Annotated in this window: 19 protein-coding genes and 1 tRNA gene; 9 read left to right on the top strand and 11 right to left on the bottom strand. The window is 57.4% G+C overall.

Features of this window, described 5'->3' with window-relative positions:
• Positions 1–540 precede the first annotated feature (540 nt).
• Positions 541–616: transfer RNA gene (locus DDIC_RS07130), tRNA-Val, on the bottom strand.
• Between the two features lie 139 nt (positions 617–755).
• The gene (locus tag DDIC_RS07125; RefSeq protein WP_168732493.1) at positions 756–1,064 is read right to left on the bottom strand and encodes a c-type cytochrome; all 309 of its coding nucleotides are present in this window, start codon (positions 1,062–1,064) and stop codon (positions 756–758) included.
• A gap of 493 nt (positions 1,065–1,557) precedes the next feature.
• Here DDIC_RS07125 and dsrO point away from each other — a divergent pair, with 493 nt between their 5' ends.
• From dsrO to DDIC_RS07110, 3 genes are read left to right on the top strand one after another with little or no spacing between them, the layout of a single operon-like run.
• On the top strand, positions 1,558–2,271 hold the full coding sequence (gene dsrO, locus DDIC_RS07120) for a sulfate reduction electron transfer complex DsrMKJOP subunit DsrO (RefSeq protein ID WP_136399798.1): 714 nt from the start codon (positions 1,558–1,560) through the stop codon (positions 2,269–2,271).
• A 1-nt stretch (position 2,272) separates the two neighbouring features.
• The gene (nrfD, locus tag DDIC_RS07115) at positions 2,273–3,256 is read left to right on the top strand and encodes an NrfD/PsrC family molybdoenzyme membrane anchor subunit (protein ID WP_168732492.1); all 984 of its coding nucleotides are present in this window, start codon (positions 2,273–2,275) and stop codon (positions 3,254–3,256) included.
• Positions 3,257–3,277: 21 nt separating this feature from the next.
• Positions 3,278–6,397, top strand: a complete 3,120-nt coding sequence (locus tag DDIC_RS07110; protein ID WP_136399796.1) for a molybdopterin dinucleotide binding domain-containing protein — start codon at positions 3,278–3,280, stop codon at positions 6,395–6,397.
• Between the two features lie 121 nt (positions 6,398–6,518).
• On the opposite strand, the gene DDIC_RS07105 is transcribed toward DDIC_RS07110, so the two are convergent.
• The 4 genes from DDIC_RS07105 to DDIC_RS07090 all read right to left on the bottom strand — a co-directional run bounded on the left by DDIC_RS07105 (position 6,519) and on the right by DDIC_RS07090 (position 10,803).
• On the bottom strand, positions 6,519–7,355 hold the full coding sequence (locus tag DDIC_RS07105) for a carbohydrate ABC transporter permease (RefSeq protein WP_136399795.1): 837 nt from the start codon (positions 7,353–7,355) through the stop codon (positions 6,519–6,521).
• Positions 7,352–8,236 (bottom strand): carbohydrate ABC transporter permease, encoded by an 885-nt coding sequence (locus DDIC_RS07100; protein ID WP_136399794.1) that lies wholly within the window; start codon positions 8,234–8,236, stop codon positions 7,352–7,354. Before DDIC_RS07100 ends, DDIC_RS07105 begins: the two co-directional genes overlap by 4 nt.
• Before the next feature lie 75 nt (positions 8,237–8,311).
• On the bottom strand, positions 8,312–9,595 hold the full coding sequence (locus DDIC_RS07095) for an ABC transporter substrate-binding protein (protein ID WP_136399793.1): 1,284 nt from the start codon (positions 9,593–9,595) through the stop codon (positions 8,312–8,314).
• A 155-nt stretch (positions 9,596–9,750) separates the two neighbouring features.
• A complete protein-coding gene (locus DDIC_RS07090) occupies positions 9,751–10,803 on the bottom strand; it encodes an ABC transporter ATP-binding protein (RefSeq protein ID WP_136399792.1) in 1,053 nt (350 codons plus the stop codon).
• A gap of 242 nt (positions 10,804–11,045) precedes the next feature.
• On the opposite strand from DDIC_RS07090, the gene DDIC_RS07085 reads away from it, so the two are divergent.
• On the top strand, positions 11,046–11,858 hold the full coding sequence (locus DDIC_RS07085; RefSeq protein ID WP_136399791.1) for a phosphodiesterase: 813 nt from the start codon (positions 11,046–11,048) through the stop codon (positions 11,856–11,858).
• Positions 11,859–12,226: 368 nt separating this feature from the next.
• On the opposite strand, the gene DDIC_RS07080 is transcribed toward DDIC_RS07085, so the two are convergent.
• The 4 genes from DDIC_RS07080 to DDIC_RS07065 form a co-directional block, all read right to left on the bottom strand.
• Complete coding sequence (locus DDIC_RS07080; RefSeq protein WP_136399790.1) at positions 12,227–12,724, bottom strand: AAA family ATPase; 498 nt, start codon at positions 12,722–12,724, stop codon at positions 12,227–12,229.
• A gap of 245 nt (positions 12,725–12,969) precedes the next feature.
• Positions 12,970–14,583, bottom strand: a complete 1,614-nt coding sequence (locus DDIC_RS07075; RefSeq protein ID WP_136399789.1) for an aldehyde dehydrogenase family protein — start codon at positions 14,581–14,583, stop codon at positions 12,970–12,972.
• A gap of 100 nt (positions 14,584–14,683) precedes the next feature.
• Complete coding sequence (locus tag DDIC_RS07070; protein WP_211088858.1) at positions 14,684–16,249, bottom strand: carboxylesterase/lipase family protein; 1,566 nt, start codon at positions 16,247–16,249, stop codon at positions 14,684–14,686.
• 242 nt (positions 16,250–16,491) lie between these two features.
• Complete coding sequence (locus DDIC_RS07065; RefSeq protein WP_247647409.1) at positions 16,492–18,216, bottom strand: methyl-accepting chemotaxis protein; 1,725 nt, start codon at positions 18,214–18,216, stop codon at positions 16,492–16,494.
• A 623-nt stretch (positions 18,217–18,839) separates the two neighbouring features.
• On the opposite strand from DDIC_RS07065, the gene DDIC_RS07060 reads away from it, so the two are divergent.
• The 4 genes from DDIC_RS07060 to DDIC_RS07045 all read left to right on the top strand — a co-directional run bounded on the left by DDIC_RS07060 (position 18,840) and on the right by DDIC_RS07045 (position 24,477).
• Positions 18,840–19,946 (top strand): glutamate synthase, encoded by a 1,107-nt coding sequence (locus DDIC_RS07060; protein ID WP_136399787.1) that lies wholly within the window; start codon positions 18,840–18,842, stop codon positions 19,944–19,946.
• Complete coding sequence (locus DDIC_RS07055; protein WP_136399786.1) at positions 19,934–21,565, top strand: glutamate synthase-related protein; 1,632 nt, start codon at positions 19,934–19,936, stop codon at positions 21,563–21,565. Before DDIC_RS07060 ends, DDIC_RS07055 begins: the two co-directional genes overlap by 13 nt.
• A gap of 20 nt (positions 21,566–21,585) precedes the next feature.
• Positions 21,586–23,883, top strand: a complete 2,298-nt coding sequence (locus tag DDIC_RS07050; protein ID WP_136399785.1) for an FAD-dependent oxidoreductase — start codon at positions 21,586–21,588, stop codon at positions 23,881–23,883.
• A 183-nt stretch (positions 23,884–24,066) separates the two neighbouring features.
• The gene (locus DDIC_RS07045; protein WP_136399784.1) at positions 24,067–24,477 is read left to right on the top strand and encodes a winged helix-turn-helix transcriptional regulator; all 411 of its coding nucleotides are present in this window, start codon (positions 24,067–24,069) and stop codon (positions 24,475–24,477) included.
• A 51-nt stretch (positions 24,478–24,528) separates the two neighbouring features.
• On the opposite strand, the gene DDIC_RS07040 is transcribed toward DDIC_RS07045, so the two are convergent.
• The gene (locus DDIC_RS07040; protein WP_136399783.1) at positions 24,529–25,083 is read right to left on the bottom strand and encodes a ferredoxin domain-containing protein; all 555 of its coding nucleotides are present in this window, start codon (positions 25,081–25,083) and stop codon (positions 24,529–24,531) included.
• A gap of 339 nt (positions 25,084–25,422) precedes the next feature.
• On the opposite strand from DDIC_RS07040, the gene DDIC_RS07035 reads away from it, so the two are divergent.
• Entirely contained in the window at positions 25,423–25,932 is a 510-nt protein-coding gene (locus tag DDIC_RS07035) for a nitroreductase family protein (RefSeq protein WP_136399782.1), read from the top strand.
• Positions 25,933–25,960 lie beyond the last annotated feature (28 nt).

Below are 25,960 nucleotides of genomic sequence, written 5' to 3'. Positions count from 1 at the left end.
TAGCGGGCCGATGATATTTCAAGAGGCGACGTAAGAATTCCACAGCCTGATGGCCGCAGATTCACTTACAGACCATTGCAGCGGGCAGTTACCGCAATCACAGGCCAGCCGAAAAATGTCGTGGGTTCTGCCCTCTGGCCGGGAAGTTTCAAGTGTTGGCGTTTGGCCACACTTAATACAGGGACGAATAATAGGAAGATTTTCTTTGTTCATCTACTATAAATAGTCCTGATATGATCAAACGTCAAAGCCGCACATTGGGATGTCATTCTGCCGCCTTAGGGCGGCTTCGTTATTTCAGGAGGGCTCATGCAACGCGAACATGGCGATTTTTTTGACGGCGGGCTCACTGGTGACGCTCTGACGGATTGGAAAACGGTGCGGGCCAGTGGTTAAGTCCTGTGTGCTGGTCTGGATTCGTTCTGACGCCGAGGCCGGATCAGAGATCGAATCCTTCCCCGACATTATGCCCTCATGTGCCCAAGACATGCGCCCAAAAAATAAGGGGCTATCCTATTCAGGATAACCCCTCGATTTATTTGGTGGGCAGTACAGGACTTGAACCTGTGGCCCCCGCCTTGTAAGGGCGGTGCTCAACCAACTGAGCTAACTGCCCGAAACCGCATAGCGTTGGCAGCTATATGCCCTGTTATTTTGCGCATTGCAAGCGCAATTTTTTGCACAGTGGGCGATAACCCCATACCCCGGCGCAATGGGGAGGTAATCAGCAGCATGTTTGTTTTGGCAAATATACCTTACTGCAGGCCGTTAAGGTAAACGGCAATGCTTTTGGTCTGGTCCGGGTTCAGGGGCTGCAGCACCTGCTGCATACGTGCGGCCGCTCCGCTGGCGTTGCTCATGTTTTTGACCTTTTCCATGCCTGCCAGCAGGGCGTCCACGGGTTTGCCCTTCATGGCGGCCGGGCTGGCGGAATGACAGGACGCGCAAAGTTTTTGGTACAGTTCCTGCCCTGAACCTGCGTTGTCCTGGGCCGCAACTGCGGTACCGGCCAGCAGCAGGCCAGCGGCAAGCAGCAATTTCACTGAGTTTTTCAAAACAGCCATAAAACCCTCCTGTGGGTTGTTCCGTTTAAAGGGGCCATGCCTCTTATGGGCGCGGCTGGAACCCATTTTGGGGACAGAACAAGCATAAGCCCGTTTGCCACGGGTTTACAAGGCATTACAGTGCCGTCTGCGGGCCGCTCACCTCTCACGTGCGTGTTGTCACAAGGTGTGTCGAACTGGTCTGCTGTTGGCTGACGCACGTGAGCTTTTTGCACTGTCGCATCCCACGTAGAGTTAATAGAGTTAAAATTATTTTTGCGCACACGTTTTGCTGCAAGGCTTTGCGGCATCCTTGCCTGCCCATGATTGGGCCTACAGCCCGCCAAAGCCTTCAGCATGCACTGATTGTGCCCAAAATACCAATGTTGACATGCTATTGCAGCATACATACAAAAATAGACTTGCATCGGTGGAAAACGCCGACGGTTATAAACATAATGCCCTGAATTTTTTTAGTTGCCACAAAATTCAGCGATTAAAAAGTGGAGGCGTAATGCAACGTCGAACATTTCTTTCACTCTGCTGCGTCAGCGTTGCTTCGTTGATGCCAGGGCAGGCGCTGGCCGGGGCTGGCGAGGGCAAACCAAGATATGCCATGGTCGTGGATTTACGGCGTTGCGTGGGCTGTCAGTCGTGCACCGTGTCCTGCGGTGCGGAAAATGCCGTTCCCCTCGGCAACTTTCGCACTACGGTGAGTGAATACGCCTTGGGCGGGGTGCCTGCAGAGCACCGTGCGCCCTTGGTGGCGGTTATTCCCCGGCTGTGCAACCACTGCGACAAACCGGCATGTGTCCCCGTATGCCCGGTGGGGGCCACGTTTAAACGGGCCGACGGCCTTGTGCTGATTGACGCCACAACCTGTATCGGCTGCGGCTTTTGCGTACAGGCCTGTCCGTACGACGCCCGGTTTATCAACCGCGAGACCCACACAGCGGACAAATGCACATTCTGCGCGCACCGCACTGCTGCCGGACTGTTGCCCGCCTGTGTGGAAAACTGCGTGGGAGGCGCGCGTATTTTTGGCGATCTGCGCGACCCGCAAAGCGCAGTAAGCAAGATGCTTGCAGCCTATGACGGCAAGGTCGCCGTGCTTTATCCAGAAAAGTCTACCGATCCGCATGTGTTCTACATTGGGCTCAGCAGGTGCTTTACCCGGGCGGATTCCATCCCCCAACCGTTGCCCATTACCCCCCTGGCGAGGTCATGACATGCGCGAAATAATTGATCTTGTACCCTTTGTTCAAGCGCCGGAATGGGGCGCGTGGGAACCTTTGGCGCTGACCATGATACTCGCCGCAGGCGTCTGCGCCGTGGCTGGGGGCATGGCCGCATTGCGCCGCGCTAACCCGGCGCTTGTGCATGTGCTTGCCCTGACAAGCCTGTGCGCCGTGACCAGCGGGCTGATGGGCGTGTTTGTGCCGCTAGAGCAACCCCTGCGTGTCTGGGAGTTTGCCGTTCATCCTTCATTCAGCTCATGGACAGCTTGGGGGGCCTATATCTTGCCGCTGTGCTTTTTGAGCCTGCTTGTTCTGCTGCGGCAAAGCTGCACCAGGCGGGGGCCGGGCAAACTGGTGGGCGCTGCCGCCGTGTGCCTGGGCATACTGGCTCTGGCCTATGCCACCGGCGAGGTGCGGGCCTGCGTGGGGCGGGCGCTCTGGACGGAATACTGGTCGCAGCTGGTTTTGCTGGCGGCGGGAATTGTCGCCGCCTGCGGTCTTACCCTGCTGGCCGGTCTGCGCCTGAGCTTTGAAAGCTTTGCCCGTGGCGGAGAGCACGCCGTGCCCTTGCTGGGGCTTGGCGCGGCATGCCTTGGCTGCACCCTGCTCTGTGCGGTGATGTCGCTGTTTGTGGGTGCTCTGCAGGGCTACGCCCAGTTTGTGGACATGTGGTGGCATGGGCCGGAGGCCATCATGACCCTGCTGGCATTGTGCGCACTTCTGCTTGGCAGCGACAGCGTGCCCCGGCTGGCCGTACGGGGCCTGGTTGCACTGTTTTCAGCCTTTTTGCTGCTGTGGAAAATCATCCATATGGGTGAAATATTTGGCCGCAATGCCAGCCTTTATCCCGCACGCGACGCATTTGCAGACCTGCTGACCCTCGACGCTCTTTCCGCATTTGGCGGCACGCTGGGGCTGCTGGTGCTGGTGGCGGTGCTGTTGCCCCTGGTGCTGCCTTCTCCATCCCGAGCCTAAACAAAATGAACGGATACACCCATGGATAACAATAAACGCAAGCTCTTGGGCGCAGGCGCGGCAATTATTGGCGCGGGCGCGGTTGCAGCGGCCACCGCAGGCCTTGGCAAAAAGCTTATCAACGGCATCACGCAGGGCACTGCGGGCGACCCCGTACGCGACCCCATCAACAAAAATGCCCTCAAACCCGAATTTACCGTGGCGGAAGACGGCTCGGTACAGCTGGGCGATGGCAGCCGCGTTGCATTTAACCATTGCTGGGGCTGCTGCACCATGTGCGGCGTGCGTCTGCACATTGATGCCGCGCAGGACAAGGTGGTGCGCGTTGCCGGCAACCCGTACAATCCACTTTCGGCCTCGCACGCCGTGCCCATGAGCACGCCAGTGAGCAAGGCCCTCAGCGGACTTTCCGCCAGGGGCGACCAGACGGAAGCCACCGGGCACGAACGCCGTTCAACGGTTTGCGGGCGCGGCGCGGCCATGATCGACGCCTCGGCCAGTCCTTTTCGCATCACCCATTGCCTCAAGCGGGCGGGCAAGCGCGGGGAGGGCAAGTGGAAGACCATTTCATTCGAGCAGCTGGTTGCAGAAGTGGTTGAAGGCGGCAACCTGTTTGGCGAGGGACAGGTGGACGGGCTGCGGTCCATCCGCGAAACCCCCGGCCCCGCCAACTCCAAACACCCGGAATTTGGGCCGCATGCCAACAGGCTGCTGCTCACCTATGCGCTGGATGACGGCCGCGAGCGGTTTTTCTTCCAGCGGTTTGGGGTGCAGGCATATGGCACGCGCAATTTTGGCAAGCACGGTGCGTATTGCGGCCTGTCATTCCGCATGGGTTCTGGCCTGGTGCTGAACGATATGGCGACCAACGCCCACGGCAAGCCCGATTTTGAAAATTGTGAATTTGCGCTGTTTTGGGGCACGGCCCCGGCGCAGGCGGGCAACCCTTTCAAGCATTCTGCCCGCATGGTGGCCGAGGCCCGCACCAACGGCAAGCTGCATTATGCCGTGGTTGACCCCGTAATGCGCCTGTCCACCACTGACGCCGTGCGCGACAAGGCGCGCTGGATACCCGTGCGCCCAGACATGGACGTGGCGCTGGCCCTGGGCATGATACGCTGGATACTCGATAACGAGCGCTATGACGCGCATTTTCTCAGCCGCCCCACGCTCAAGGCCGCCACAGACGCTGGCGAAGCGGCTTTTTGCAACGCCACGCACCTTGTCTGCCTGACCGGGACAGCTCAGGGCAAAATACTGCGCATGCCGCCCCAGGCGGACAGCAAGGGGCCGGACGGCAAACCTCTGCCGGGCGTAGCGCTTGTGGTTGCGCCTGACGGCAGGGTGCTGCCGGCCGATCAGTGCGCTGAGGCGCAGCTGTTTTTCAGGGGCGAAATCACCTTGCCGGACGGCACCACAACAACGGCTGCCACCGCCTTGCACCTGCTGCGCGAAGAAGCCCAGGCGCACAGTATCGAAGAATATTCCGCCCTGTGCGGAGTTGCCCGCGAAACGATCATTGAACTGGCGCGCGAGTTTACCGCCCACGGCAAAAAGGCGGTTGCCGACGCCCACGGCGGCATGATGACCGCCACAGGCATGAACGCCACCTTTGCCGTGCTGACTCTCAACACGCTTGTTGGCAACCTCAACGCCAAGGGCGGGCTGTGCGTAGCGCCGGGCAATTTTCATAACCCGGCGTTTTCCGGCCCCCGGTACAATCTGGCCGACTTCCCCGGCAAGCAGGAGCCCAAGGGGTTTCCGGCCAACCGCTGCAAGGCTGCCTACGAAAAATCCACGGCCTACAGGCAAAAGGTTGAGGCCGGGCAAAATCCGTATCCCGCTGATATGCCGTGGTTTCCGCTCACCGCGCCCAACCTGCCCGCCGAGCACCTGCTGGGGCATGCCAACGGCTATCCCTTTACCTTCAAGTGCTGGATTAACTGGACGGGCAACGTCATTTACGGTCACGGCGGACTAAAGCGGGCGCTGGACGCAAAGCTCAGGGATCCCAAAGACCTGCCGCTCATTGTGGGCATTGACGCCTTTCATAACGAGACCAACGCCTACGCGGACTACCTCGTGCCAGACCCCTGCCTGTACGAGGTTTGGGGCGGTTTTGCCGAAGCCTGGAGCGGCGTGCTCACGCGCATGTCCACTGCCCGCTGGCCTGCCATTGAGCCTCGCCAGCAAAAGTCGGCCTCGGGCCAGCCCGTGTGCATGGAGTTGTTTTTGATTGAAGCGGCCAAGCGCATGAATCTGCCGGGTTTTGGCCCCAAGGCCATCCCCGACGCGGCGGGCGGGCTGCATCCGCTGAACACCCCGCAGGACTATTATCTGCGTCTTGCCGCCAATATGGCCTTTTTTAAGGGCAAAACGCTGCCTTCTCCGTCAGAGGAAGATGTCAGGCTGTCAGGCATAGGGCGCATTATGCCCGACATCGAGAGCGTGCTTGCGCCGGAAGAGCGGGGCCCGGTGGCCTGCCTGTACAGCCGTGGCGGCCGCTATGAACCCGCCAGCGATAGTTACGACGGCGACGCGACCAAAAACCGCTGGACGCGGGCCATGTGCGTTTATAACGAAGAAGCGGCAACAGCGGTGCATTCGCAGACCGGCAAGCGCTACAGTGGCGTTCCCCGGCTGCGCGACGCCGAGTTTGTGGACGGAACCCCCTTGCGGGCGCGCTGGACGAGCAGCGAGTACCCCTTGCTGATGGTTTCGTTCAAGTCAAACCTCATCAACTCGTACGCCATAATCTCGCCGCGTCTGCGGTCCATCAAGCCGGTAAACATGGTGCTGGTGCACAAGGACGACGCGCTGGCTGCAGGTATCGCCCAGGGCGACATGGTGCGTCTGGTGACCCCCGGTGGAGCGGAGACCGCGCAGGCCACCCTTACGGACGGCATCATGCGCGGCGTTGTGGGCGTTGAGCACGGCTTTGGGCACAAGGCTCTGGGCGCAGGGGACATCATGGTAAACGGCGTGCGCATTCCGGCGCTCAAGGGGGCCGCCGCTGGCGTCAACCTCAATGATCTTGTGCCTGACGACCCCAGCCGCAAGGGTTTGTCCGCCTTGACGGAAAGCGACTCGGGCAGCGCTGTGCGCCAGGGCATCCCCCTGCGTATAGAAAAGCTCGCCTGATTGTCGCACGTACAGCAAAAGCCCCAACGGCTGCCGTAATGGCGACCGCTGGGGCTTTTTGTATGGTTCAAAGGGGCCGTGGCGTTTTGCAGGCGCTGGCACGCTGCGGCCCGCCGTGCGTCTATTTGATGCCCGCCCGCATGAACGACTGCACAAACTGCCGCTGGAACAGCAAAAATGCCACCAGCAGCGGGCCAGACGTCATGAGCGTGGCTGCGGTGATGATTGTCCAGTCCACACCCTGCTCGGTGGCCGAAAATATCTGCAGGCCCACTGTGAGCGGACGCGAGTTGACGGAATTGGTGACAATGAGCGGCCAGAGAAAATTGTTCCAGTGGGTGCTGATGGAAACCAGCGCATAGGCCGCGTAAGTGGGCTTGGCCAGCGGCACGTACACGTGCCAGAGCACCTGCAGGGTGTTGGCCCCTTCCACTGCGGCGGCTTCTTCCAGCTCTTTGGGCACGCTTTTAAAGGTTTGCCGCAGCAAAAAGATGCCAAAGGCCGAGGCCATATAGGGCAGGCTGATGGCAAGGGTGGAATCGAGCACGCCGATGCGGGACATGGTGGTGTAGTTTTCGACCACCAGCACGTCGGGCATGATCATGAGCTGCATGAGTATAAGCGCAAAGGCAATGCCCTTGCCCTTGAAGTCGTAGCGTGCAAAGGCGTAAGCCGCCAGCGTGCAGAGCACAAGCTGCATGCCTGTGGTCAGCGTGACCAGCATGATGGTGTTGACAAAATAGCGTGCAAAGGGCGCGGCCTTCCAGGCGTTGACGAAGTTCTCCAGCGTCAGCGGTGCGGTCAGGCTGAAACGGGTGGAAAATTCCGCCGGGTGAAAGGCCGTCCAGATGGCGTAAAAGAGCGGCAGCGCCCACAGGATGGCGAGCATCCAGGCGGCAGTTGTGTCCAGCACGCGCGAAAAGCCCCTGCTGTCGTACATGTTGCACTGTGTTTTCATCTGTAGTGCACCCTTTTTTCTATGATGCCAAACTGCACAAAGGCGGCAAACCCCAAAAAGCCCAGCAGCACCATGGTCAGCGTGGCCCCGTAGCCCGTGTCCCAAAATTTGAAGCTGGTCTCGTAAATATAGTAGAGCAGCAGCGAGGTCGCGTTGTTGGGGCCGCCCTGGGTGAGCACAAACAGATGATCCACCATGCGGAAGGCGTTGATGGTGGCGTTGATGAGCACAAAAAGCGTGGTGGGCATAAGCAGCGGAATAACCACGCGGCGGTAATAATAGGCGCGCGAGGCGCCCTCGAGCATGGCAGCCTCGCCCAGACTGGGCGGAATTTGCTGCAGGGCCGCGAGATAAAAAATCATAAAAAATCCCGCATCCTTCCACACCGCAACAGAGATAACGCAAAACAGGGCGGTGTCTTCGCTGCCCAGCCAGTTTATGCCTGTGGTCGCACCCAAAAAGTAGCGCAGCTGTTCAAGCAGGCCGTAATCGGGCGTGTAAAAAAACAGCCAGATGTTGGCCACGGCAATCATGGGCAGTACCGTGGGCACAAAGTAGCACAGGCGCAAAAATGCCTGCCCCCTGAGGCGCGCATTGACCAGAAAGGCCATGAGCATGGCCATGGACATGGAGCAGGGGATGGTGCAGCAGGCAAAGATGATGTTATTGCGCAGCGATTTGAGAAAAACCTCATCATCCAGCAGATAACGATACTGCTCAAGCCCCACAAACTGGGCGGGCGCACCGCCCCGGCCATCCATAAAAAAACTGTGGATAAACGTGCTTACAGCAGGAAAGTGCGTAAACGTCACCACCAGGGCAAAGCCGGGGAGCAAAAGCAGCCATGCGTTGATTTGCCGCATGGTTTCCGGTTTGAACATAGGGCTGCTCTCTTGAATCAGATGTAACCGAAAAAGACGCTGCCAGAGGAGGCTCCCCCTCTGGCAGCGTGCTGTTTACTTCTGGTAGCGGCGCAGAATGCGGTCAGCTTCGCGCTGGGCATCCTTGAGCGCGTCGTCAGGCTTTTTGGAGCCGTTGACGGCAGCCTGGATGGCATCGTCCAGCGCCTTGGTTACGCGCTGGTTTTCGTGGGTGGAGAGCTCGGGCACGGCATGGGCCAGCTGGTCGCGGGCCACTGCCGCGTAAGGAAAGCCCTTGACGTAGGCTTCCATGCGCTCGGTCTTCCACGCGTCGGGGCGCACCGCCACATAGCCGGTGTCGATGCCCCACTGGGCGGCGCGCTCGGCGGTGGTCATCCACTGCACAAACTTGACGGCTGCCTTGCGTTCGTCAGGCGAGGAGTTTTTGAAAATATAAAAGTTGCCGCCGCCGGTGGGCGAGCCAAGGCGCGTATTGGCGGGCAGCATGGCTACGCCGAAGGGAAACTTGGCATTGGTGCGCACATTGGTGAGGTTGCCGGTGGTGGTCCACATGATGGCGGTTTTGCGCTCAAAAAAATCGCGCGGGGTCGTTGACCAGTCGATGGTTCCCTTGGGCGAGACCTCGTACTTGTAGGCCAGATCGGTAAGAAACTTGAGGGCTTCGACGTTTTTGGGGTCGTCAAAAAACACCTTGTTGCCAGCGTCGTTCATCAGCTCCACGCCGTTGGTGATGGCCAGCGCCTGCAGCATCCAGTAGGCGTACCCCGTGCTGGGGATAGCCACGCCCCACTGCGAGACCTTGCCGGATTCGTCCTTTTTGGTGAGCTTTTTGCCCATGTCTACCAGTTCCTGCCAGGTGGCAGGGGCCTTTTCAGGGTCAAGACCGGCTTCCTTGAACATTTCCTTGTTCCAGTACATCACGATGGTCGAGCGCTGAAAGGGGATGCCCCAGGTCTTGCCGTCAGTCTGGCTGTTGCGCAAAAAACCGGGAAAGTAATCCTTGGTAAAGGCCATGTTGTCCTTGCCCACGATTTCGTCGTAGGAGACGATGGCGTTTTCATCAATAAGGGTAAACATGTCGGTGGAGAGCAGCACTGCCACATGCGGCGGCTCGCCGCCGCGCTGGGCGGTAAGTGCCTTGGTGAGCGTGTCGCGGTAGTTGCCCGAATATACAGGCGTAATCTTGATATCGGGGTTTTCTTTCATAAATTCCTGGGTCATGCCCTCAACAATCTTGGTGATGGGGCCGCCAACAGAAACAGGAAAGTAAAACGTCAGGTTTGTCTGGCCCGCCAGCGCGCTGCCAGCGCACAGGCAAAAACATAAAAGCGTCATAAATAACGTGCGAATACGTTTCATGAATTTCTCCTCAAAGGGGTTTGGGGGCTGCACTCGTACTATCGCCTGAATGTTACCGACCGGGGACAAACGCGTAACGAAAATATGCGCCGTCCCTGTCGGATCATGCCTGGATATGGTCAGCTGCTGCCCGGCATTGCCGAAAAAATACCGGGCTACGCCCATTCCATGCGCGCGCCGGCCTTGGCGTCAAAATAGTGCAGGGCATCGCTGCTGAAGGTCAGGCGCAGCTTGTGGCCGGGTTTAAAACCGGGGTTGCCCGCAACCTGAACGGCAAGCTGCTGCTGCCCCAGACTGCACGCCAGCACGGAATCCGCACCAAGATACTCCATGCTCAGCACTTCGGCCTCCCATGGGCCGTCTTCCGTCACCTGCACATGTTCGGGCCGTATGCCCAGCGTGCAGTCGCCCGACACAGGGCCGGGCACGCGGCAGCCGCTGCTGCCGGCAATGACAGGCTGCCCATCCTGCATGGCTACGCGCAAAAGGTTCATGGGCGGGGTGCCGATAAAGCTGGCGGCAAAGGTGGTGGCCGGGCGGGAGTACATGGCCACGGGCGCGTCGTTTTGCACAATATGCCCGTGCTGCATCAGGATGATGTTGTCTGCCATGCTCATGGCCTCAGTCTGGTCGTGGGTGACGTAAACCATGGTCATGCCAAGGCGCTGCTGCAGCTCGCGGATTTCGCGGCGCATCTCAAGGCGCAGCTTGGCGTCCAGGTTGGAGAGCGGCTCGTCCATAAGGCACACGGAGGCCTCGGCGACCAGGGCCCGGCCAAGGGCTACGCGCTGCTGCTGCCCGCCGGAGAGGGCCGATGGCTTTCGTTGCAGCAGGCCGGAAAGCCCAAGAATTTCCACCGCGTTGTCCAGCCGTCTGTTTTGGTCGGCCTCGGGCACTTTGCGTACCTTGAGGCCAAAGAGGATGTTTTCTCTCACCGTAAGGTGCGGAAAAAGGGCGTACGACTGAAAAACCATGGCCAGATGGCGTTCCGCCGGGGGCAGGTCGGTGACGTCGCGGTCGCCTATGTAGATGCGCCCGCCGGTAACGCTCTCAAGCCCGGCAATAAGCCGCAGGGTCGTTGATTTACCGCAGCCGGACGGCCCCAGCAACACAAGAAGCGAGCCTTCATTGACCTCAAAGGAAACATTTTGCACAGCGTGGGTGGCGCCCCACTGTTTACATACGTTTTCAAGACGTATTGCGGACAATTTCGGCTCCTTATGTGACGGAAAAAGCCAGGCGGAAAATCTTGGCGACACAAATCCGCATCGCCAAATTCTGGTATAAATTTGAGATTAATTACCACTAATTGCGTTCTGTGGCAAGAAGACTAGCATTACAGATTATTACGTTGCCGTCGAATATGTTACAGTTTTGTTACAAGGCAGGCTTGACCACAAGCGTGTGGGGTGATTAAAAATAATCAATTATAGCAAGCTGGAGGGCTGGCATGTTTGTAGCGCAAATATCTGACCTGCATGTGGCGGCCGGGCGCGGGCTGGCATTCAATGTCGCCGATGGCGCGCTGCTGCTCGAAAAGACCGTGGCGCATCTGGCCGCCTTGCCGCAAAAGCCTGACTGCGTTGTGGTGAGCGGCGATATATCGGTTAACGGGCAGACTGGCGGGTATGAGCTTGCGGCCGCAGCGCTGGGCACGCTTGCAATGCCCGTTTACACCATACCCGGCAACCATGACAGACGTGAAAACTTCATGGCCGGGCTTGCCCGGTTTTGCCCCGCAGACCCAGCTGTTGCGCCGTATCTGTGCTATACGGTCGAAGAGTATCCGCTTCGGCTGGTATTTTTTGACGGAACCCGCCCCGGTTCGCATTCCGGCCATTTTGACGCGCCAGTGGCGGCATGGCTTGAAGCTACGCTGGCAGCGCAGCCGGAGAGACCCACGCTGGTGTTTACGCACCATCCGCCCTTTGCCACAGCCCTGGGCGTGATGGACGAGCCCTACGAAAACGCGGGCGAGCTTGGCCGCATATTGCAAAAATTCTCCAACGTGCGCCTTTGCTGCGGGCATCTGCACAGGTATATGTTTACCGTGTGGCATGGAGTTGCGGCGCTCACTGCGCCGCCGGTGTGCATGCATATAGTGCCCGACTTTTGCCCCACCGGCGGCGATGCCTTTACCGACGAGGCCCCGGCCTTTTTGCTGCACCACTTTACAGATGGCCGGGTAAACACCCACTATTGCCGCGTGCCAGGTGAATTTGCCGCGCGTGGGCCGTTCAGCTTTTCAAGGCCGCCGGAATAGGGCTACGGCACCTTGCATGGCGTGGGTATTTTAACGACTATCCCTCAATTAACCGGGGAATATGGGCCTGTGGAGCTCCCCTACCAGCCGTGTGGCACTCGGCCTGTCTGATTGTGGGAGAAGGCGGAAGCCTGCCTATTGGTACGCGGTGTTACGGAGTGGGGTGTAATGATATTATGCGGTTGAGCAATGTTGCCATGGAAATAGCATTGCCGCCGGAGAGCACAATGTCATTTGAAAAGGCGGGAAAGAAGATAGTAGTTTGCAATGAGTAAAAGAAAGTTACCGTCATCTTTCATAAGCAGACAGGACATCTGTGAATAGTGAAGAATGATATTGCAGTTAGACATTAATCGTTGTGTAAAATTTCAACAATTATTTAAGACAAGAATTGCTGCTTCTTCTGGTGTAATGTTAGACACATCTACTTTATAGGTATTAAGTTTTGCATACAAATTGATGCGATCAATGCTCATGTTGACTGCATCTTCAGTTCGTATTCCGTTATTTATGTCGTCTATTATTCTTTTTTTTAACTCATATTTATCGCAAATTAAAGATATAATATGTATATTGCATCGTGTAGTATCAAGGTGTGAAAGAATATTGTCGATAATTTTTTGCTCATGCATAACCCAGCAGAATATAATATTTTCATAAGCAGAGCATTTAATGTAATTATTCAGAACAAAGCAGATGTTTTCCATGACCATCTGCTTTGTTTCTTCAGTAACTTGAAATGGATGCATATCCCAGCACCAATCTCCATCAAGAAAAACACTATTGTTCAATTTCTTCTTTAAAATCTGGCACGTAGTAGTTTTTCCAACGCCCATTGTGCCACCAATCAAAAAAATGTTTTTCATTCCATACCTCACATATGAATTCCATTTTTTCTATTTAATACTTTTATATAACATCAATTCCTTCTGAGTTGTTGCGCTTGCCGTTGCTGGCCCATGAATATCTGGAACAGATCGGAAAGAGTCTTGCAGACCTACAAGTTTTACGTTGCATGACCGCGCCTGGCGGGGGCTGCATGCCATGAAGGGCCGCTTGCGCGGCCCTTCAAGCTTTACTTTAGCCTTGTGTTATCCAGCAATTTCACAGCCTAGAATAGAAAATCCGTGGAAAGGAAGTTGGATTTGCGGTAGCGCACGATGTCTGAAATCAGCTGTTTGTTGGGGGCGGATCCCTTGGCCGCCACCAGCGTGCGGATGGAGAAGGCCCGCAGCGCGTCGCTGACCGAGAGCGTGCCTTCGGCGGAGTCTTTGCGGCCGGTAAAGGGGAAGGTATCCGGCCCGCGCTGGCACTGGCTGTTGATATTGACGCGGCACACCTGATTGACCATGGGGTCGATGAGCGAGGCCACGGCATCGGGGTCGGTGCCGAATATGCTGGCCTGCTGGCCAAAGGGCGAGGCAATGACGGCCGCTGCGGCTTCGGCAACATCGGTGTAGGAAACCACAGGCACAACCGGTGCAAACTGCTCTTCTGTATGCAGGCGCATGTCGGCGGTGATGCCCGCCATGAGGGTGGGGTAATACAGCGTGCGGTCGTAGGTGCCGCCGCGCGGGTTGGCTATGCGCGCTCCCTTGGCAACGGCCTCGTCCACCAGACCGCGCAGTTCGTCCACCTTGCCGGGAACCGGCAGCGGGGTGATCTTGACGCCCGGTTTCCACGGCAGGCCCATGGGCAGGGCGGCAATGGCCTGGCTGAATTTTGCCAGAAACTCCTCGGTGCGCGAGGCGTGCACATAAAAAATCTTGAGCGCGGTGCAGCGCTGGCCGTTAAAACTCAGCGCCCCGGTTACCGCCTCGGAGACGGTCAAATCCATATCGGCGCAGGGCAGCACGATACCGGCATTTTTGGCGTCCAGCCCAAGCACGCAGCGCAGCCGGTGGGGCAGGGGGTGGTGACGGCGCAACGCATCTGCGGCCTTGCTTGAGCCAATAAACGCCAGCACGCTGATGCGGCCCGATTCCAGCGCGGGAATAGCCACGCGCCTGTCGCCAAAGAGTATGTTCACCACGCCGGCGGGGAAGCACTCGGCAAAGGCTTCAAGCAGCGGCGCGTACAGCAGCTTGCCGATGCGCGGCGTCTTGACGATGACCGGGTTGCCCATGATCAGCGCGGGAATAAGCGTGGTAAAGGTTTCGTTGAGGGGGTAGTTGTACGGCCCCATGCACAGCACCGGCCCAAGGGGCGCGCGGCGTATCTGGGCGTAGATGCCGCTTTCGATGGCAAAGCGCGACGAGGCGCGGTCCAGGTCTTTAAGGGCGTCCACAGTGGCGCGGATATAGTCGATGGTGCGGTCAAATTCGGCACGGCAGTCATTAAGCGGCTTGCAGATTTCCCAGACCATCAGGCGCACCACCTGATCGCGCACGTCCATCATGCGGCGGGCAAACTCCTCAACATGGGCTATGCGGTCTTCAACCCTCATGGTGGGCCATGCGCCACGGCCATTGTCCCACGCGGCGCTTACAGCTTCCACGGCCTCCAGGGATTCCGCCTCGGTCAGCTCCGGGCACGAGCCGATGACGCGCTGCTGGCCGTTGACGTACAGCGGCGAAAAAACCGTGCGCATGGGGCCGGTCCAGCGGCGCAGCTGGCCGCCTATGAGGTAGCGGCGTTCTTCAAGCTCTTCAAGGGCGCTGTCTGCTGGTATGCTGTCAACATCCGGCGAAAAATCAGCGCCGGTCTGGCTGTTTGCATCTTGCATGTGTTTCTCCTGACCTTCGGCGTATGAACGTCGTATAGTTGTTTTGTCGCGTGGAGGGTAAGAATCCTCACCGGGAGTGTCAACGTGCGGATGATTCAACCTACTGGTACAGTTGAATATCCTTCCACACTTCATAGACCCTGTTGTGCGGGTTGGCTTCTACCGAATTGCTCTGGTCAAAGATGTAGGTGAGCCGCCGCTCCGGATCATATTGCGGCCATGCCGGCGAAACGCCGGGGCCGTTGGGATTGCCTGTCTTGACAAAGTTCAGCCATGCGCCGTGCATGGCCTGCGTAAGCTCCTTGCGCCGCGCCGCGGGCGTGAGCAGCCAGAAAGGGTGATCGTTGGTGGCGAGAGCCGTGGAAATTTCCGCAGAATGGGCGGCGCCCAGCGCCAGCAGGCCTGGCAGCAGAGGCGCGTAGTCAAAGCGGTACACATAGGTATTGCCAAAGACGCTTTGCGCATCTGCGCTTTTGACCATATCGACCACAAATGCGCGGTCGCCCGCCAGAGAGGTCATTTTTTTTGTGCCGTTTTCCGCCGCGTAAAGATCCGTCACAGCGGGGATACTGTCGGCAGTGCCATTGTCGCGCAGCATTTTTTCCACCTGCCCCCAGTCTTTGGGCAGCAGGCCCAGCAGGGCAAACAGCGTGCCTTCGTTGCGGTTTGTGCCAAGGATGACGTTGACCCCCCTGGCATTGCCCTGCGCCATGGCCTCCCATGGGTGCAGGGGCAGCAGATCATCCTTGACCGGGCCGGGCATGAATATGCCGGGATGGCGGCGCGGCCCCTCCTTGAGGGTATATGCGGCTGCAGCAAGCATGTCCTGCGCGGGCATATCCAGCAGTTTGTTTATGTCGGTGCGCGGGTTGACGCCCAGTTTTTCAAAAAAGATGGCATTGTTCATCTCGACCATGCGGCGGGATTCGGTATTTCCGGTGACGCCGCTTTCGGCAATGGCCTTTTGGAACAGGCCCCTGGCGGCGGGCGAGGCCAGCATGTTGTACACGCCCGTGCCCCCGGCGGATTCGCCAGCTATGGTCACGTTGTTTGGGTCGCCGCCAAACGCGGCGATGTTGTCGCGCACCCAGCGCAGGGCCGCGATCTGGTCGGACACGCCGCAGTTTGATTCAAACCGGCTGCCGTACATGGAAAAATCGTAAAAACCCAGCGGCCCCACCCGATAGTTGAAATTGACAAAGACCACCCCGTCTCTGGCAAAGGAAGCGCCGTCGTACATGGGGTCGCTGCCCTCGCCCATGTGGTACGCGCCGCCGTATATCCATACAAATACGGGCAGATTGGCGTCTCTGCCAGCGGTCTGCGGCGTCCATACGTTGAGGTACAGGCAGTCCTCGCTGGCAGGAAGCCGCGACCGCTCAAGCCCAAACATGTTCATGTACTGGATGGGCTTGTTGCCAAAGGCCACGCATTTTTTTACGCCCTGCCACGGTTGCGGCGGCTGGTTGCGGCGAAAGCGCAGCTCGCCCACGGGCGGCGCGGCATAGGGGATGCCCAGCCACGTTTTTACGCCAGAGGCAACAAAGCCCTGCACCTCGCCGTACTTGGTGGCAGCAAGGGTGTCAGTGGATGATTCATGCTGTGAGATGGGTCGGGCGCAAGCACACAAGAGCATTACCACCAGGATGAGGATACGGTTTTTCATAGAGGTTTCCCATGAGACAGGCCGGACAAATTGTTGCGGATACAGCACCTGCCCGCGCGCGGGGCTGCCGTAAACTGCATAGTGCTCAAATCTGGCCTTATGCGCACCAAAATGCAAGACGCATCTGGCTTGTATTGCGGCAAAAGGGATGACTGCGGGCCGCATAAAAAAGTACCCGGTCCGCGCACTGGCACAAACCGGGTACTGCCCATTACATGTACGAGGGCCGCGTAGTGGCGCGGCTAGCTCTTTTGCAACTCTTCAATAAGCGCTGCAAGTTTTTTGGCCTGCTCGGTGAGGTCGGCAACGGCGGAGGAGGCCTGATTCATGGCTTCGGCCGTAAGCTGCGACACCTCGTTGACTTCAACAATGCTGCGATTGATCTCTTCGCTGGCTGCCGACTGCTCTTCGCTGGCGGCGGCAATGGCGTTGACCTGATCAGCCGTAGCGGTGACGACCTCCACAATGCCCCGCAGCGCTTCGCCCGATTGCCCGGCAAGCTCGGTGGCAACGCCGATGGAATTCACCGCATTTTCCACCCCCGTCATGCTCTTGGCGGTGCTGTCCTGAATGGCCTGAATGGCCTTGGCCACGTCGCTGGTCGAAATCATGGTTTTTTCGGCCAGCTTGCGTACCTCGTCTGCCACAACGGCAAAGCCCCGGCCTGCATCGCCGGCGCGGGCCGCTTCGATCGCGGCGTTGAGCGCAAGCAGGTTGGTCTGGTCGGCAATGTCGGAAATAACGCCCATTATCTGGTTAATGGCCTGCGCGTGCTCGCTCAGCCGGGTCATGTCTTCCTTGAGCGACAGCGAATGCTGCTGCACGTCGTTGATGCTGTTTACGGCATCCTGCACGACCTTTGCACCGGCAAGGGCCTTGTCGCGCGTTTCAAGCGACGCGCCCGAAGCCAGACCGGCGTTGCGGGCAACGTCCTGCACGGTGGCGTTCATCTCGTTCATGGCGGTCGCCGCGCCAGCGAGGCGCTTGGACGATTCCTCCGCGCCTTGGTCCGAGCGCTTGATCTGGAGCGAAAGCTCGGCAGAGGCGGAGGAGAGCGCCTGAGCGATGGATTCCAGCTGTTTTGCTGCCGCCAGCATGCCTTCCTTGCGGGCCGATTCTGCCCTCGCGGAGGCTTCTTCCGCAGCGGCCTGCGCTACTTTGGCCTTGTTCAGGGCCTCGTCAGCCTGACGGGATTTGTCGGCTGCTTCTTTAATGCGCCCGTGCAGGTTTTGAATCATGATGCCAAGAGCGCCGTTGAGCCTGCGTATTTCGAGCGGACAGCTTGCCTTGAGCTTGGGCCGTACGGCTTCTTCGCCCTTGGCGATGGTTTCTGCCTCAACGGTGATCTGGTGCAGCGGCCGGCAGATAATGCGGGCCACAACCCAGACAAAGCACAAAATGGCGGCAAGAATGCCCGCGCAGATGAGCATTTCAAGATGATCGTAATGATTGTTTTTTTCTGAAACAAGGTTGGCGATACGCGCGCGTTCGGCCTCTACGCTGTCAATGTACACGCCGGTGCCGATGATGACGTCAGTACCGGGGATTATGCGCGTATAGGCCAGCTTGGGCTGCACGCCAGCGCCCGGCTTGTCAAAACGGTAAGATACAAAACCGCCGCCTTTTTTGGCGGTTTCGATAAGCTCGCGAATAAAGAAAACGCCGTCAGTGTCTTTGAGATCAATGACATTTTTGCCGTTTTGAGATTTGTTGGTGGGCACGTTTATGCGCGTGCCGTCGATTTTGTAGGTAAAGAAGTACCCCTCGTCATTGGGGAAAAAACGCTGATAGTCGGTGTACTTTTCAATGAGCGCGTACTGTTCCTTGGGGTCGTTGACGCCCTTCAGCCTGTCCGTAATGTCCTGCGTCGCCACGTCAACGACGCTTTTAAGGCCATACTCATATTTTGAGTGTAACGCATCGGAAAGTTGGGGGATTGTTACTTCAGTAAAAACAAGTGTGGTCATGTGCGAGTTTGTGAAAAAAAGGGTTGCCATGCCCACGACAAAACCACAGCAAATGGTAACAAGCCACATCCTGACATTCATCTTTAACCTCGCATAGCTATTGACTTAATCTATTGTGAACGCGACTGTAGCGCCGGTAACTGTTTTTCTTTATTTGAGATACTGCACTGATTTTAAATAAAATATCGGACAATGCCAATATTTTGTTATGACAATATGTCAATTTTGTAAAAAAAAGTGTACATATTGCGACGATAAAATAAAAACATCTGTTTTTACAGATAAAAATTTTATTCACTACTGTTTTCTGCACTATGCCGATGCTGCCGAATTTTTTACAGATTCAACCCATTTTATTCTTGCCCATCGCAAGGGTTTGTAGCAAACTCAATTTCCCCCCTGCGCCAGAGGCCGAACGCAACCGCCAGTGTGGGCCCGCCGGTTGGAGCGCAGAGGCTGTCGTTTGGCAGTCTTATGCTTCGCCTGTGGTGCGTTTTGGCCACGTCTTCCGACAAAGCCAAAAGGTCTGTCAACTTTGCACCCCCCAAGAGGGTTCATCGCGTCGTTGTAGCCTTGTTTGCGGGCTGGTCTTCAACTGACGCATTTTCCTGAGGTTATCAGCTATGTGCAGAATTGGTTCCATCAAGAGCAAGACGCCTGTGCCCCCCTCTATGGCGCTCAATCTTATGCTGCCACAGCAGGAAGGGCATGACAATTCAGGTTTTGCAATGGTTATGCAGGATCTGGAAGGCGTGTTCAGCCACTACAAGGACAAGCCCCTGCTTTCATTGGCCTGCACCCCCGAGGGCGTGCAGCTGGTCAATGATTACATGGAAGAAAGGGCTTTTGTTCAGGTGGCTCAATGGGTCCCCGAAGTGGACAAGCGCCCAGATCTAAAGATCAATGCCATGCCCCGTTATGTCTTTCGCAACTACGACTACCCCGAGGAATACCGCACGCGTAGTCAGAAAGAACGCGAAGACCTGCTGCTGGACACGCGTCTTGAGCTGAGGGCTTTGTTGGCCGAGAAGCAGAATGGCTTTGTCTATTCCTTTTGGCCTGATGTGCTGACCCTTAAAGAAATTGGCGATCCTGCCGACATAGCTGTCTATTTTCGACTATGGAACAACGATGGCCGCCTGACTGCACGCAATATTGTGACCCAGTGCCGCCAAAACACCAACTACGCCATCGTGCGTTATGCCGCGCATCCCTTCTTTTTGCAGGGGTACACCGTGTGCGCCAACGGTGAAAACACGTTTTTTACCAAGAACAAAGAGTTTCAGAAGTCGTTGCACAGAGGGTATGTGGGGTTTGAATCCGACTCGCAAAACTTTTTGTACACGCTGCACTACGTGCTGCATGAGTTGCGCTGGCCCATCAAATATTACAAGCACGTCATCACGCCTCTGCCCTTTGTGGAGGTCGAAAAGCGCGCCGACCGCAAGGTGCTGAACCTTATACGTGAATCGCTTGCGCATCTTGAGATCAACGGCCCCAACACCATCATCGGCCTTCTGCCCGACGGCAAGATGATTACCTGCTGCGACTCAAAAAAGCTGCGGCCCGTTGTTGTGGGCGGCACCTCGGACATGGTGGCCATCGCCTCCGAGGTGTGCGGTCTGAACGCCATCATGCCTGAACGCGACCTTTCCAAAGACATCTACCCCAACGAGCGGGAGATGGTTGTTATTGACAACGACCTGGCGGTGCAGAGATGGAATCAGTAAGAACTCAGGACGTTAGCATTAACGACCTGCGCTGGAAGATAGAATACCGCCCCGATTTGTGCACCATGTGCGGCTCGTGCGTGGCGGCGTGTACATTCGGCGCCATTGAAGTGGGCATGATGCGCCGCAGTATCACGCTTTCGCGCAAGGCCTTTCCCGACCCGACGCAGGAGCACTCCGCGCGGCCGGTCATCATGCAAAAGGCCAGCATTCCCAACGCCTGCGTCGGCTGCGGCATGTGCGAAAAAATATGCCCCAACTCGGCTATCAAGCCTGTGCGCAACCAGGATACGCGGTTTCCCTTGCTGGCGCGCCACCATGGCCCGGTCAAACGGGGCGGGCGCACCAACCTGAACCCTCCGCGTACGCTCGATTCCATCTTTGTGGGCCGCATCAGCCAGATGACAGACCCCGCGCTGGATTCCGAGCGCCATACCTTTGACATCCGTTCGCCCCTTGGCCGCGTTATGCTTGCCAAGGAGCTGCCCCTGCGTGTTGACGGCGACAGCCTCGTGCTGACCGACCGTACGCCGCCTGTGCACTGGATTTACCCCGCCATCTTCAGCGACATGAGCATTGGCGCGCTCTCCACCCGCGCGTGGGAGGCCATTGCCCTTGCTGCCGCCTATCTTAACGAAAAGTGCGGCATGCCCGTGCGCATGTGCTCGGGCGAGGGCGGCATGCCCATCAAGCTGCTGGAGTCTGAACAGCTCAAGTACATGATCTTGCAGATCGCCTCCGGCCACTTTGGCTGGAACCGCATCATCAAGGCCATGCCCCGCATGAAAACCGACCCGGCGGGCGTGCTGATCAAAATCGGTCAGGGCGCAAAGCCCGGCGACGGAGGCCTGTTGCCCGCCGCCAAGGTGGCCCCGCACATTCAGGCCATCCGCGGCGTACCCAAGGCGACCCTGCATTCGCCGCCGAACCATCAGGGGCTGTACTCCATTGAAGAGTCGGTGCAGAAGATGCACCTTTCGCTCAACGCCGCCTTTGGCTTCCGCGTGCCGGTCGCCATCAAGTGCGCAGCGTCGGCGACCTCGGTGTCTGTGTACAACAACCTGCTGCGCGACCCCTACAAGATCTGCGGCGGGTTCTTCATGGACGGCATCCAGGGCGGCACCGGCGCGGCCAACGAGGTTTCGCTCGAGCATACGGGGCATCCCATTGTTTCCAAGCTGCGTGACTGCTACATGGCGGCTGTGGCCCATGGCCTGCAGGGGCAGATTCCCCTTTGGGTCGGCGGCGGCATCGGCCTGACCGGCAACGCGGCAGCGGATGCCTTCAAGATGATTTGCCTGGGCGCCAACGGCGTTATCATCGGCAAGATTCTTATTCAGCTGCTGGGCTGCGTCGGTAATGAACATGGCCGCTGCAATTCCTGCAATACCGGCAAATGTCCCACGGGCATATGCACCCAGGATCCCCGTCTGGTCAAAAGGCTTGATGTGGACAGGGGCGCACAGAACATTGTGGACTACATGCTGGCCTTTGACTCCGAACTGCGCAAGCTGCTGGCCCCTGTGGGCAACAGCTCCCTGCCGGTTGGGCGTTCCGACGCCCTGGTTACCACGGACAAGGCTGTGGCCGACAAGCTGGATATCCAGTACGCCTGTTAGACATTGGCGAGGAGCAGAACATGCTGCGCGTTAGCACGGTAGACGAACACAATCGCATGTCCACCCAGGACCTGCTGCTGGCTATTGAAGCCGCGGTGGAGAAGGGCGAGACTGACTTTTATATTGAGGCATCGGGCCAGCACGATATTGGCGGCCCCCTTTGGAACAGAGAAGGCAAAAAGCTCACCTTCAAGGTGAAAAACCCCGGTCAGCGGGTGGGCTCCATGTGCCTGCCCAATACCGAGATACTGGTTGAAGGCTCCGCCTCGGCGGACGTGGGCTGGCTGAACGCGGGCGGGCGCATTGTTGTGCGCGGAGACGCGGGCGACACTGCGGCCCATTGCGCTGCGGCGGGTACCGTGTATGTGGGCGGCCGCGCAGGCACGCGCACAGGCTCGCTCATGAAGCACGACCCCCTTTATGACGCCCCGGAACTGTGGGTGCTCAAGACCGTGGGCAGCTTTTCCTTTGAGTTTATGGGCGGCGGCAAGGCCGTTGTCTGCGGACACGACTGTCAGGGCCTTGCTTCTGTCATGGGCGAACGCCCGTGCGTGGGCATGGTGGGCGGCGCGGTGTACTTTCGCGGTTCGATAGGGCAGTTGCCCACTGACGTACGCGTTAACGAACTGGATGAAGAAGACATCGCCTGGATCGATTCCGGCCTTGATGACTTTTTGATGGCCATTGACCAGCCCAGCCTGCGCAACGAACTGTGCGACTGGAGCCAGTGGCGCAAAATCACTCCTCTGCCGTTTGAGGAACGTGGCCAGAAGGAAGTTGTGAGCCTTGGTCAGTTCCGCGGCAAAGAGTGGATACCCAGCGGCATCTTCAGCGACGTTGCGCCCGACGACTTTATGGTCAACGGGCTGGTGGCGCGTGGCGATTATCGCCTGCGTGTGCCCATGTGGCAAAACGCCGCCTTTGCCGCGCCCTGCGAATTCAATTGCCCGGCCTCCATCCCCACCCAGCGCAGACTTAACCTTCTGCGTGAAGGCAATGTGGACGAGGCCTACCACATGGTGCTGGATTACACGCCGTTTCCTGGTTCTGTCTGCGGCAGCGTGTGCCCCAACCCCTGCATGCAAAGCTGCACGCGTACCGACCTCGACAGCCCTGTGCAGATCGGCAAGCTTGGCTCCTGTTCTGCCGACATCAAGGTAGCAAAGCCCAAGACCCGCACCGGCAAGCATATTGGCGTTATCGGCGGCGGCGTGGGCGGCCTTACGGCTGCCTGGCAGCTGGCCCGCATGGGCCACGATGTGACCGTGTACGAAGCTGATTCCGTCATGGGCGGCAAGCTTGAGCAGGTTATACCGCGTGCGCGCCTCAACCATGACTTGCTGCGCAAGGAACTCAAGCGCATTGAGGACATGGGCGTGACCTTTGTCAACAACTGCCATGTGGACGCCCAAAAGTTTGCGGAGCTGCGCAAAAAGCACGCCGCCGTGGTGGTCGCCACCGGTGGTCATGTGCCGCGCATCTTCCCCTGGCCGGGGCACGAAAAGATCGTGGCCGGTATTGACTTTTTGAAGGCTATCAACAAGGGCGAAAAGCCCGCCGTGCCTGACAGCGTGATTGTTATCGGCTGCGGCAACGCGGGTATGGACGCCGCCGTGGGCGCATACGCCATGGGCGCCAAGCAGGTGACCTGCATAGACGTGCAGAAACCCGCCGCCTTTGCCCACGAGATCGAACATGTGGAAGCCCTTGGCGGCAAGCTTGTCTGGCCCGTGCAGACCAAGGAAGTAACCGACCACGGCATCATCAGTCAGGAAGGCACGCTTATTCCCGGCAAGATGGTCATCATCACCATTGGTGAATCGCCTGACCTTTCCTTCCTGCCGGAAGGGCTGGAAAAGTTCCGCGAATGGATCGTGCCCAAGGCCGATCTCAGCATCATGGACGGCGTGTTTGCGGTGGGCGACGTTATCAAGCCTGGCCTGCTGGTGCACGCCATCGGCACGGGCCGGGACGCGGCCTTTGCCGCCGACGCCTGGGTCAAGGGCGAAACCTACGCCCCCGAAAAGAAGCAGCTTGTGCCTTCTACCCGGCTGCACACGGCCTACTTTGCCAAGTGCCACGAGCGCGACCTGCCCTCGCCGCAGGATGAGTTCTCACGCTGCGTAAGCTGCGGCACGTGCCGCGACTGCAAGATGTGCCTCAAGTCGTGCCCCGAAAAGGCCATTGACCGTAAGGAAACCACTGGCGGCGGGTTTGAGTATGTTTCTGACCCCGCCCGCTGCATCGGTTGCGGCATCTGCTCGGGCATCTGCCCCTGCGGCATCTGGACCATGTACCCAAACTGGGACATGAGCTAGCCGCCAGATGTGATAGATGGCTGGCTAACGGCCTGACATCTTGGTAGAATATATCTGACCCGTTTCAGCCTGTACCAGGTTGAGGCGGGTCAGTTTTTCATGAAAAACCCTGATTATCCGCCAGTGTAAGGGGACATGCTGCATGTTGTCCCTGACTGGTCTGCAAATTATAGGGGCAGTGGCATGGTTGAGTATAAAGGTGTTTCTTATCAGTGTTCTATGGAGTTTACGCTGTCCGTGATCGGTGGAAAGTGGAAATGCCTTATTATCTGGTATCTGGGTGTCAGCGCTCTGCGGTTTAACGAGCTGAAAAGAAAACTCCCCAAGATAACCCAGCGGATGCTCACCCTGCAGCTCAGAGAGCTGGAAACGGATGGGCTTGTGAGCCGCAAGGTTTTTTCTCAGGGAATGCCCAAGGTGGAGTATTCGTTGACGGATGCTGGCAAAAGCCTGTTACCTGTGCTGGGTTCATTGTCAGATTGGGCGCGCAGTTGCTTTTCTTCGCAGCCGAACTGTGCTGGTGATCGCCCGCCCTCGCCTGTTGCTGCCCCTGGCCATGCCTCAAACACAAGTGGGGTTGATGCTGCGGAATGACCCGTTTGAGACATGGCTGTGGGGACAGCAGCGTTTGTGGGGCAGGGGCTGTTAAAACTTGTGGAAGGCCCCAAGGTCAAAGTATTTGTTTTTTCCTGTTGCCGACAAGGGAATGCCAAGTATTTTCGTTACTCCGTCACCAAGTAGCCTCAGAATCTTGGCAGTCTTGCCTATAGAAAACATTATCCTGTTATCAACGCGGTTATCTGCCGCAATGGAAACAGCGCTTCCCAGCGCAATGCCCAGATCAATGTCGTCAAAAGCGCAATGCCCACCTTTCTGCTGCGATTCCCTGCAATCTGTAAAACCGCAAAATCCGCATGATGTTACCCCCCGCGGTTTTGATTGTGTTCCAATAAGGACAACAGCGTGCGAATTTTTTATACTTTGTGCGTCGCGCATGTTTCTTGCGCGAAACTGTTCATCCATATCCTTCCCAAGCTCAGCCATCTGCGTCGCTAGTTGCTGAACCGCATCACCAGTCATAATTTTTATCACAATACTGTCAATCCCCCTTGTTTTTGGTGCTGTTCTGGCTGCAACAGCCATTTGTTTCGCTACCTGAACTACGGTTTCATTTTCTGCCACATTACTTTCGATGATCATAAATAGCTCCTTTGAGAAAGTGATTTGCATGAATATAGGCAAGCATTACAGATATGCAAGTACGCACAATTTTGTTACATAGTATCATTATGTATACTTAGATTGCTTTTATTGAAATATTATCATGAATGAAATATGATGAATTACAGATATATTAATAGATTTTGCAGATATGTTTGCAGTAGTGTAGTGTGATTTGTGCACAACTAAGCCAGAGTAGTCTTTTGTTTTATCGTCGGTTATGGCATGCTGCCCTATAAATTGGCAGCGCAGCTGGCTTGGATTGTGCCAGCAACGCACTGATATTTCTATATTTTGACAATAGAGGAGAAGATGCTGATGGACGTTTTTGAAGCCCTGTTTACTCGCCGCAGTATCCGCAAGTTTACTGCCGAGCCTGTGAGCGATGACGATTTGCAGCTTGTGCTCAAGGCCGCCATGTGCGCCCCCAGCGCCCACAATAAACAGCCATGGCATTTTGTGGTGGTGCGCGACACGGCCCTGCTGGCCTCTATTGCCGAGCGCCATCCCTATGCCAAGATGGCGGCGGATGCTCAGGTCGTTATTGTTGTTTGCGCCAACCCCGCAGAGGCCAAAGCCCCCGGTTACTGGCAGCAGGATTGCAGCGCGGCCCTTGAAAACATGCTGATTGCCGCTCGCGGGCTCAATCTTGGCACGGTCTGGTGCGGCATGTACCCCTTTGAAGACCGCGTTGAGCCAATACGCGACCTGCTCAAGGTTCCGGCACAGATCAACATGCTTGGCCTTGTGGTCATGGGGCATCCGGCGCAACCCTTTGCCGAAGCAGACCGCTTCAGCAAGGACAAGATTCATCTCAACGGCTGGTAGGCCGGGTCTTTTGTCCGTCCGACAGGAA

Source organism: Desulfovibrio desulfuricans, assembly GCF_004801255.1.
GTDB lineage: Bacteria > Desulfobacterota > Desulfovibrionia > Desulfovibrionales > Desulfovibrionaceae > Desulfovibrio > Desulfovibrio desulfuricans_C.
Note: the sequence above shows the minus strand (reverse complement) of the source record. Positions and strands in the feature narration are given on the sequence as shown.

What these genes read in the sequence shown, in the direction of transcription:
- DDIC_RS07085 (WP_136399791.1), top strand. Translation starts at nt 11,046, where the DNA reads ATGTTTGTAGCGCAAATATCTGACCTGCATGTGGCGGCCGGGCGCGGG.
- DDIC_RS07055 (WP_136399786.1), top strand. Translation starts at nt 19,934, where the DNA reads ATGGAATCAGTAAGAACTCAGGACGTTAGCATTAACGACCTGCGCTGG.
- DDIC_RS07060 (WP_136399787.1), top strand. Translation starts at nt 18,840, where the DNA reads ATGTGCAGAATTGGTTCCATCAAGAGCAAGACGCCTGTGCCCCCCTCT.
- DDIC_RS07095 (WP_136399793.1), bottom strand. Translation starts at nt 9,595, where the DNA reads ATGAAACGTATTCGCACGTTATTTATGACGCTTTTATGTTTTTGCCTG.
- DDIC_RS07045 (WP_136399784.1), top strand. Translation starts at nt 24,067, where the DNA reads ATGGTTGAGTATAAAGGTGTTTCTTATCAGTGTTCTATGGAGTTTACG.
- DDIC_RS07125 (WP_168732493.1), bottom strand. Translation starts at nt 1,064, where the DNA reads ATGGCTGTTTTGAAAAACTCAGTGAAATTGCTGCTTGCCGCTGGCCTG.
- nrfD (WP_168732492.1), top strand. Translation starts at nt 2,273, where the DNA reads ATGCGCGAAATAATTGATCTTGTACCCTTTGTTCAAGCGCCGGAATGG.
- DDIC_RS07075 (WP_136399789.1), bottom strand. Translation starts at nt 14,583, where the DNA reads ATGCAAGATGCAAACAGCCAGACCGGCGCTGATTTTTCGCCGGATGTT.
- DDIC_RS07050 (WP_136399785.1), top strand. Translation starts at nt 21,586, where the DNA reads ATGCTGCGCGTTAGCACGGTAGACGAACACAATCGCATGTCCACCCAG.
- DDIC_RS07040 (WP_136399783.1), bottom strand. Translation starts at nt 25,083, where the DNA reads ATGATCATCGAAAGTAATGTGGCAGAAAATGAAACCGTAGTTCAGGTA.
- DDIC_RS07035 (WP_136399782.1), top strand. Translation starts at nt 25,423, where the DNA reads ATGGACGTTTTTGAAGCCCTGTTTACTCGCCGCAGTATCCGCAAGTTT.
- DDIC_RS07070 (WP_211088858.1), bottom strand. Translation starts at nt 16,249, where the DNA reads ATGAAAAACCGTATCCTCATCCTGGTGGTAATGCTCTTGTGTGCTTGC.
- DDIC_RS07065 (WP_247647409.1), bottom strand. Translation starts at nt 18,216, where the DNA reads ATGACCACACTTGTTTTTACTGAAGTAACAATCCCCCAACTTTCCGAT.
- dsrO (WP_136399798.1), top strand. Translation starts at nt 1,558, where the DNA reads ATGCAACGTCGAACATTTCTTTCACTCTGCTGCGTCAGCGTTGCTTCG.
- DDIC_RS07110 (WP_136399796.1), top strand. Translation starts at nt 3,278, where the DNA reads ATGGATAACAATAAACGCAAGCTCTTGGGCGCAGGCGCGGCAATTATT.
- DDIC_RS07080 (WP_136399790.1), bottom strand. Translation starts at nt 12,724, where the DNA reads ATGAAAAACATTTTTTTGATTGGTGGCACAATGGGCGTTGGAAAAACT.
- DDIC_RS07105 (WP_136399795.1), bottom strand. Translation starts at nt 7,355, where the DNA reads ATGAAAACACAGTGCAACATGTACGACAGCAGGGGCTTTTCGCGCGTG.
- DDIC_RS07100 (WP_136399794.1), bottom strand. Translation starts at nt 8,236, where the DNA reads ATGTTCAAACCGGAAACCATGCGGCAAATCAACGCATGGCTGCTTTTG.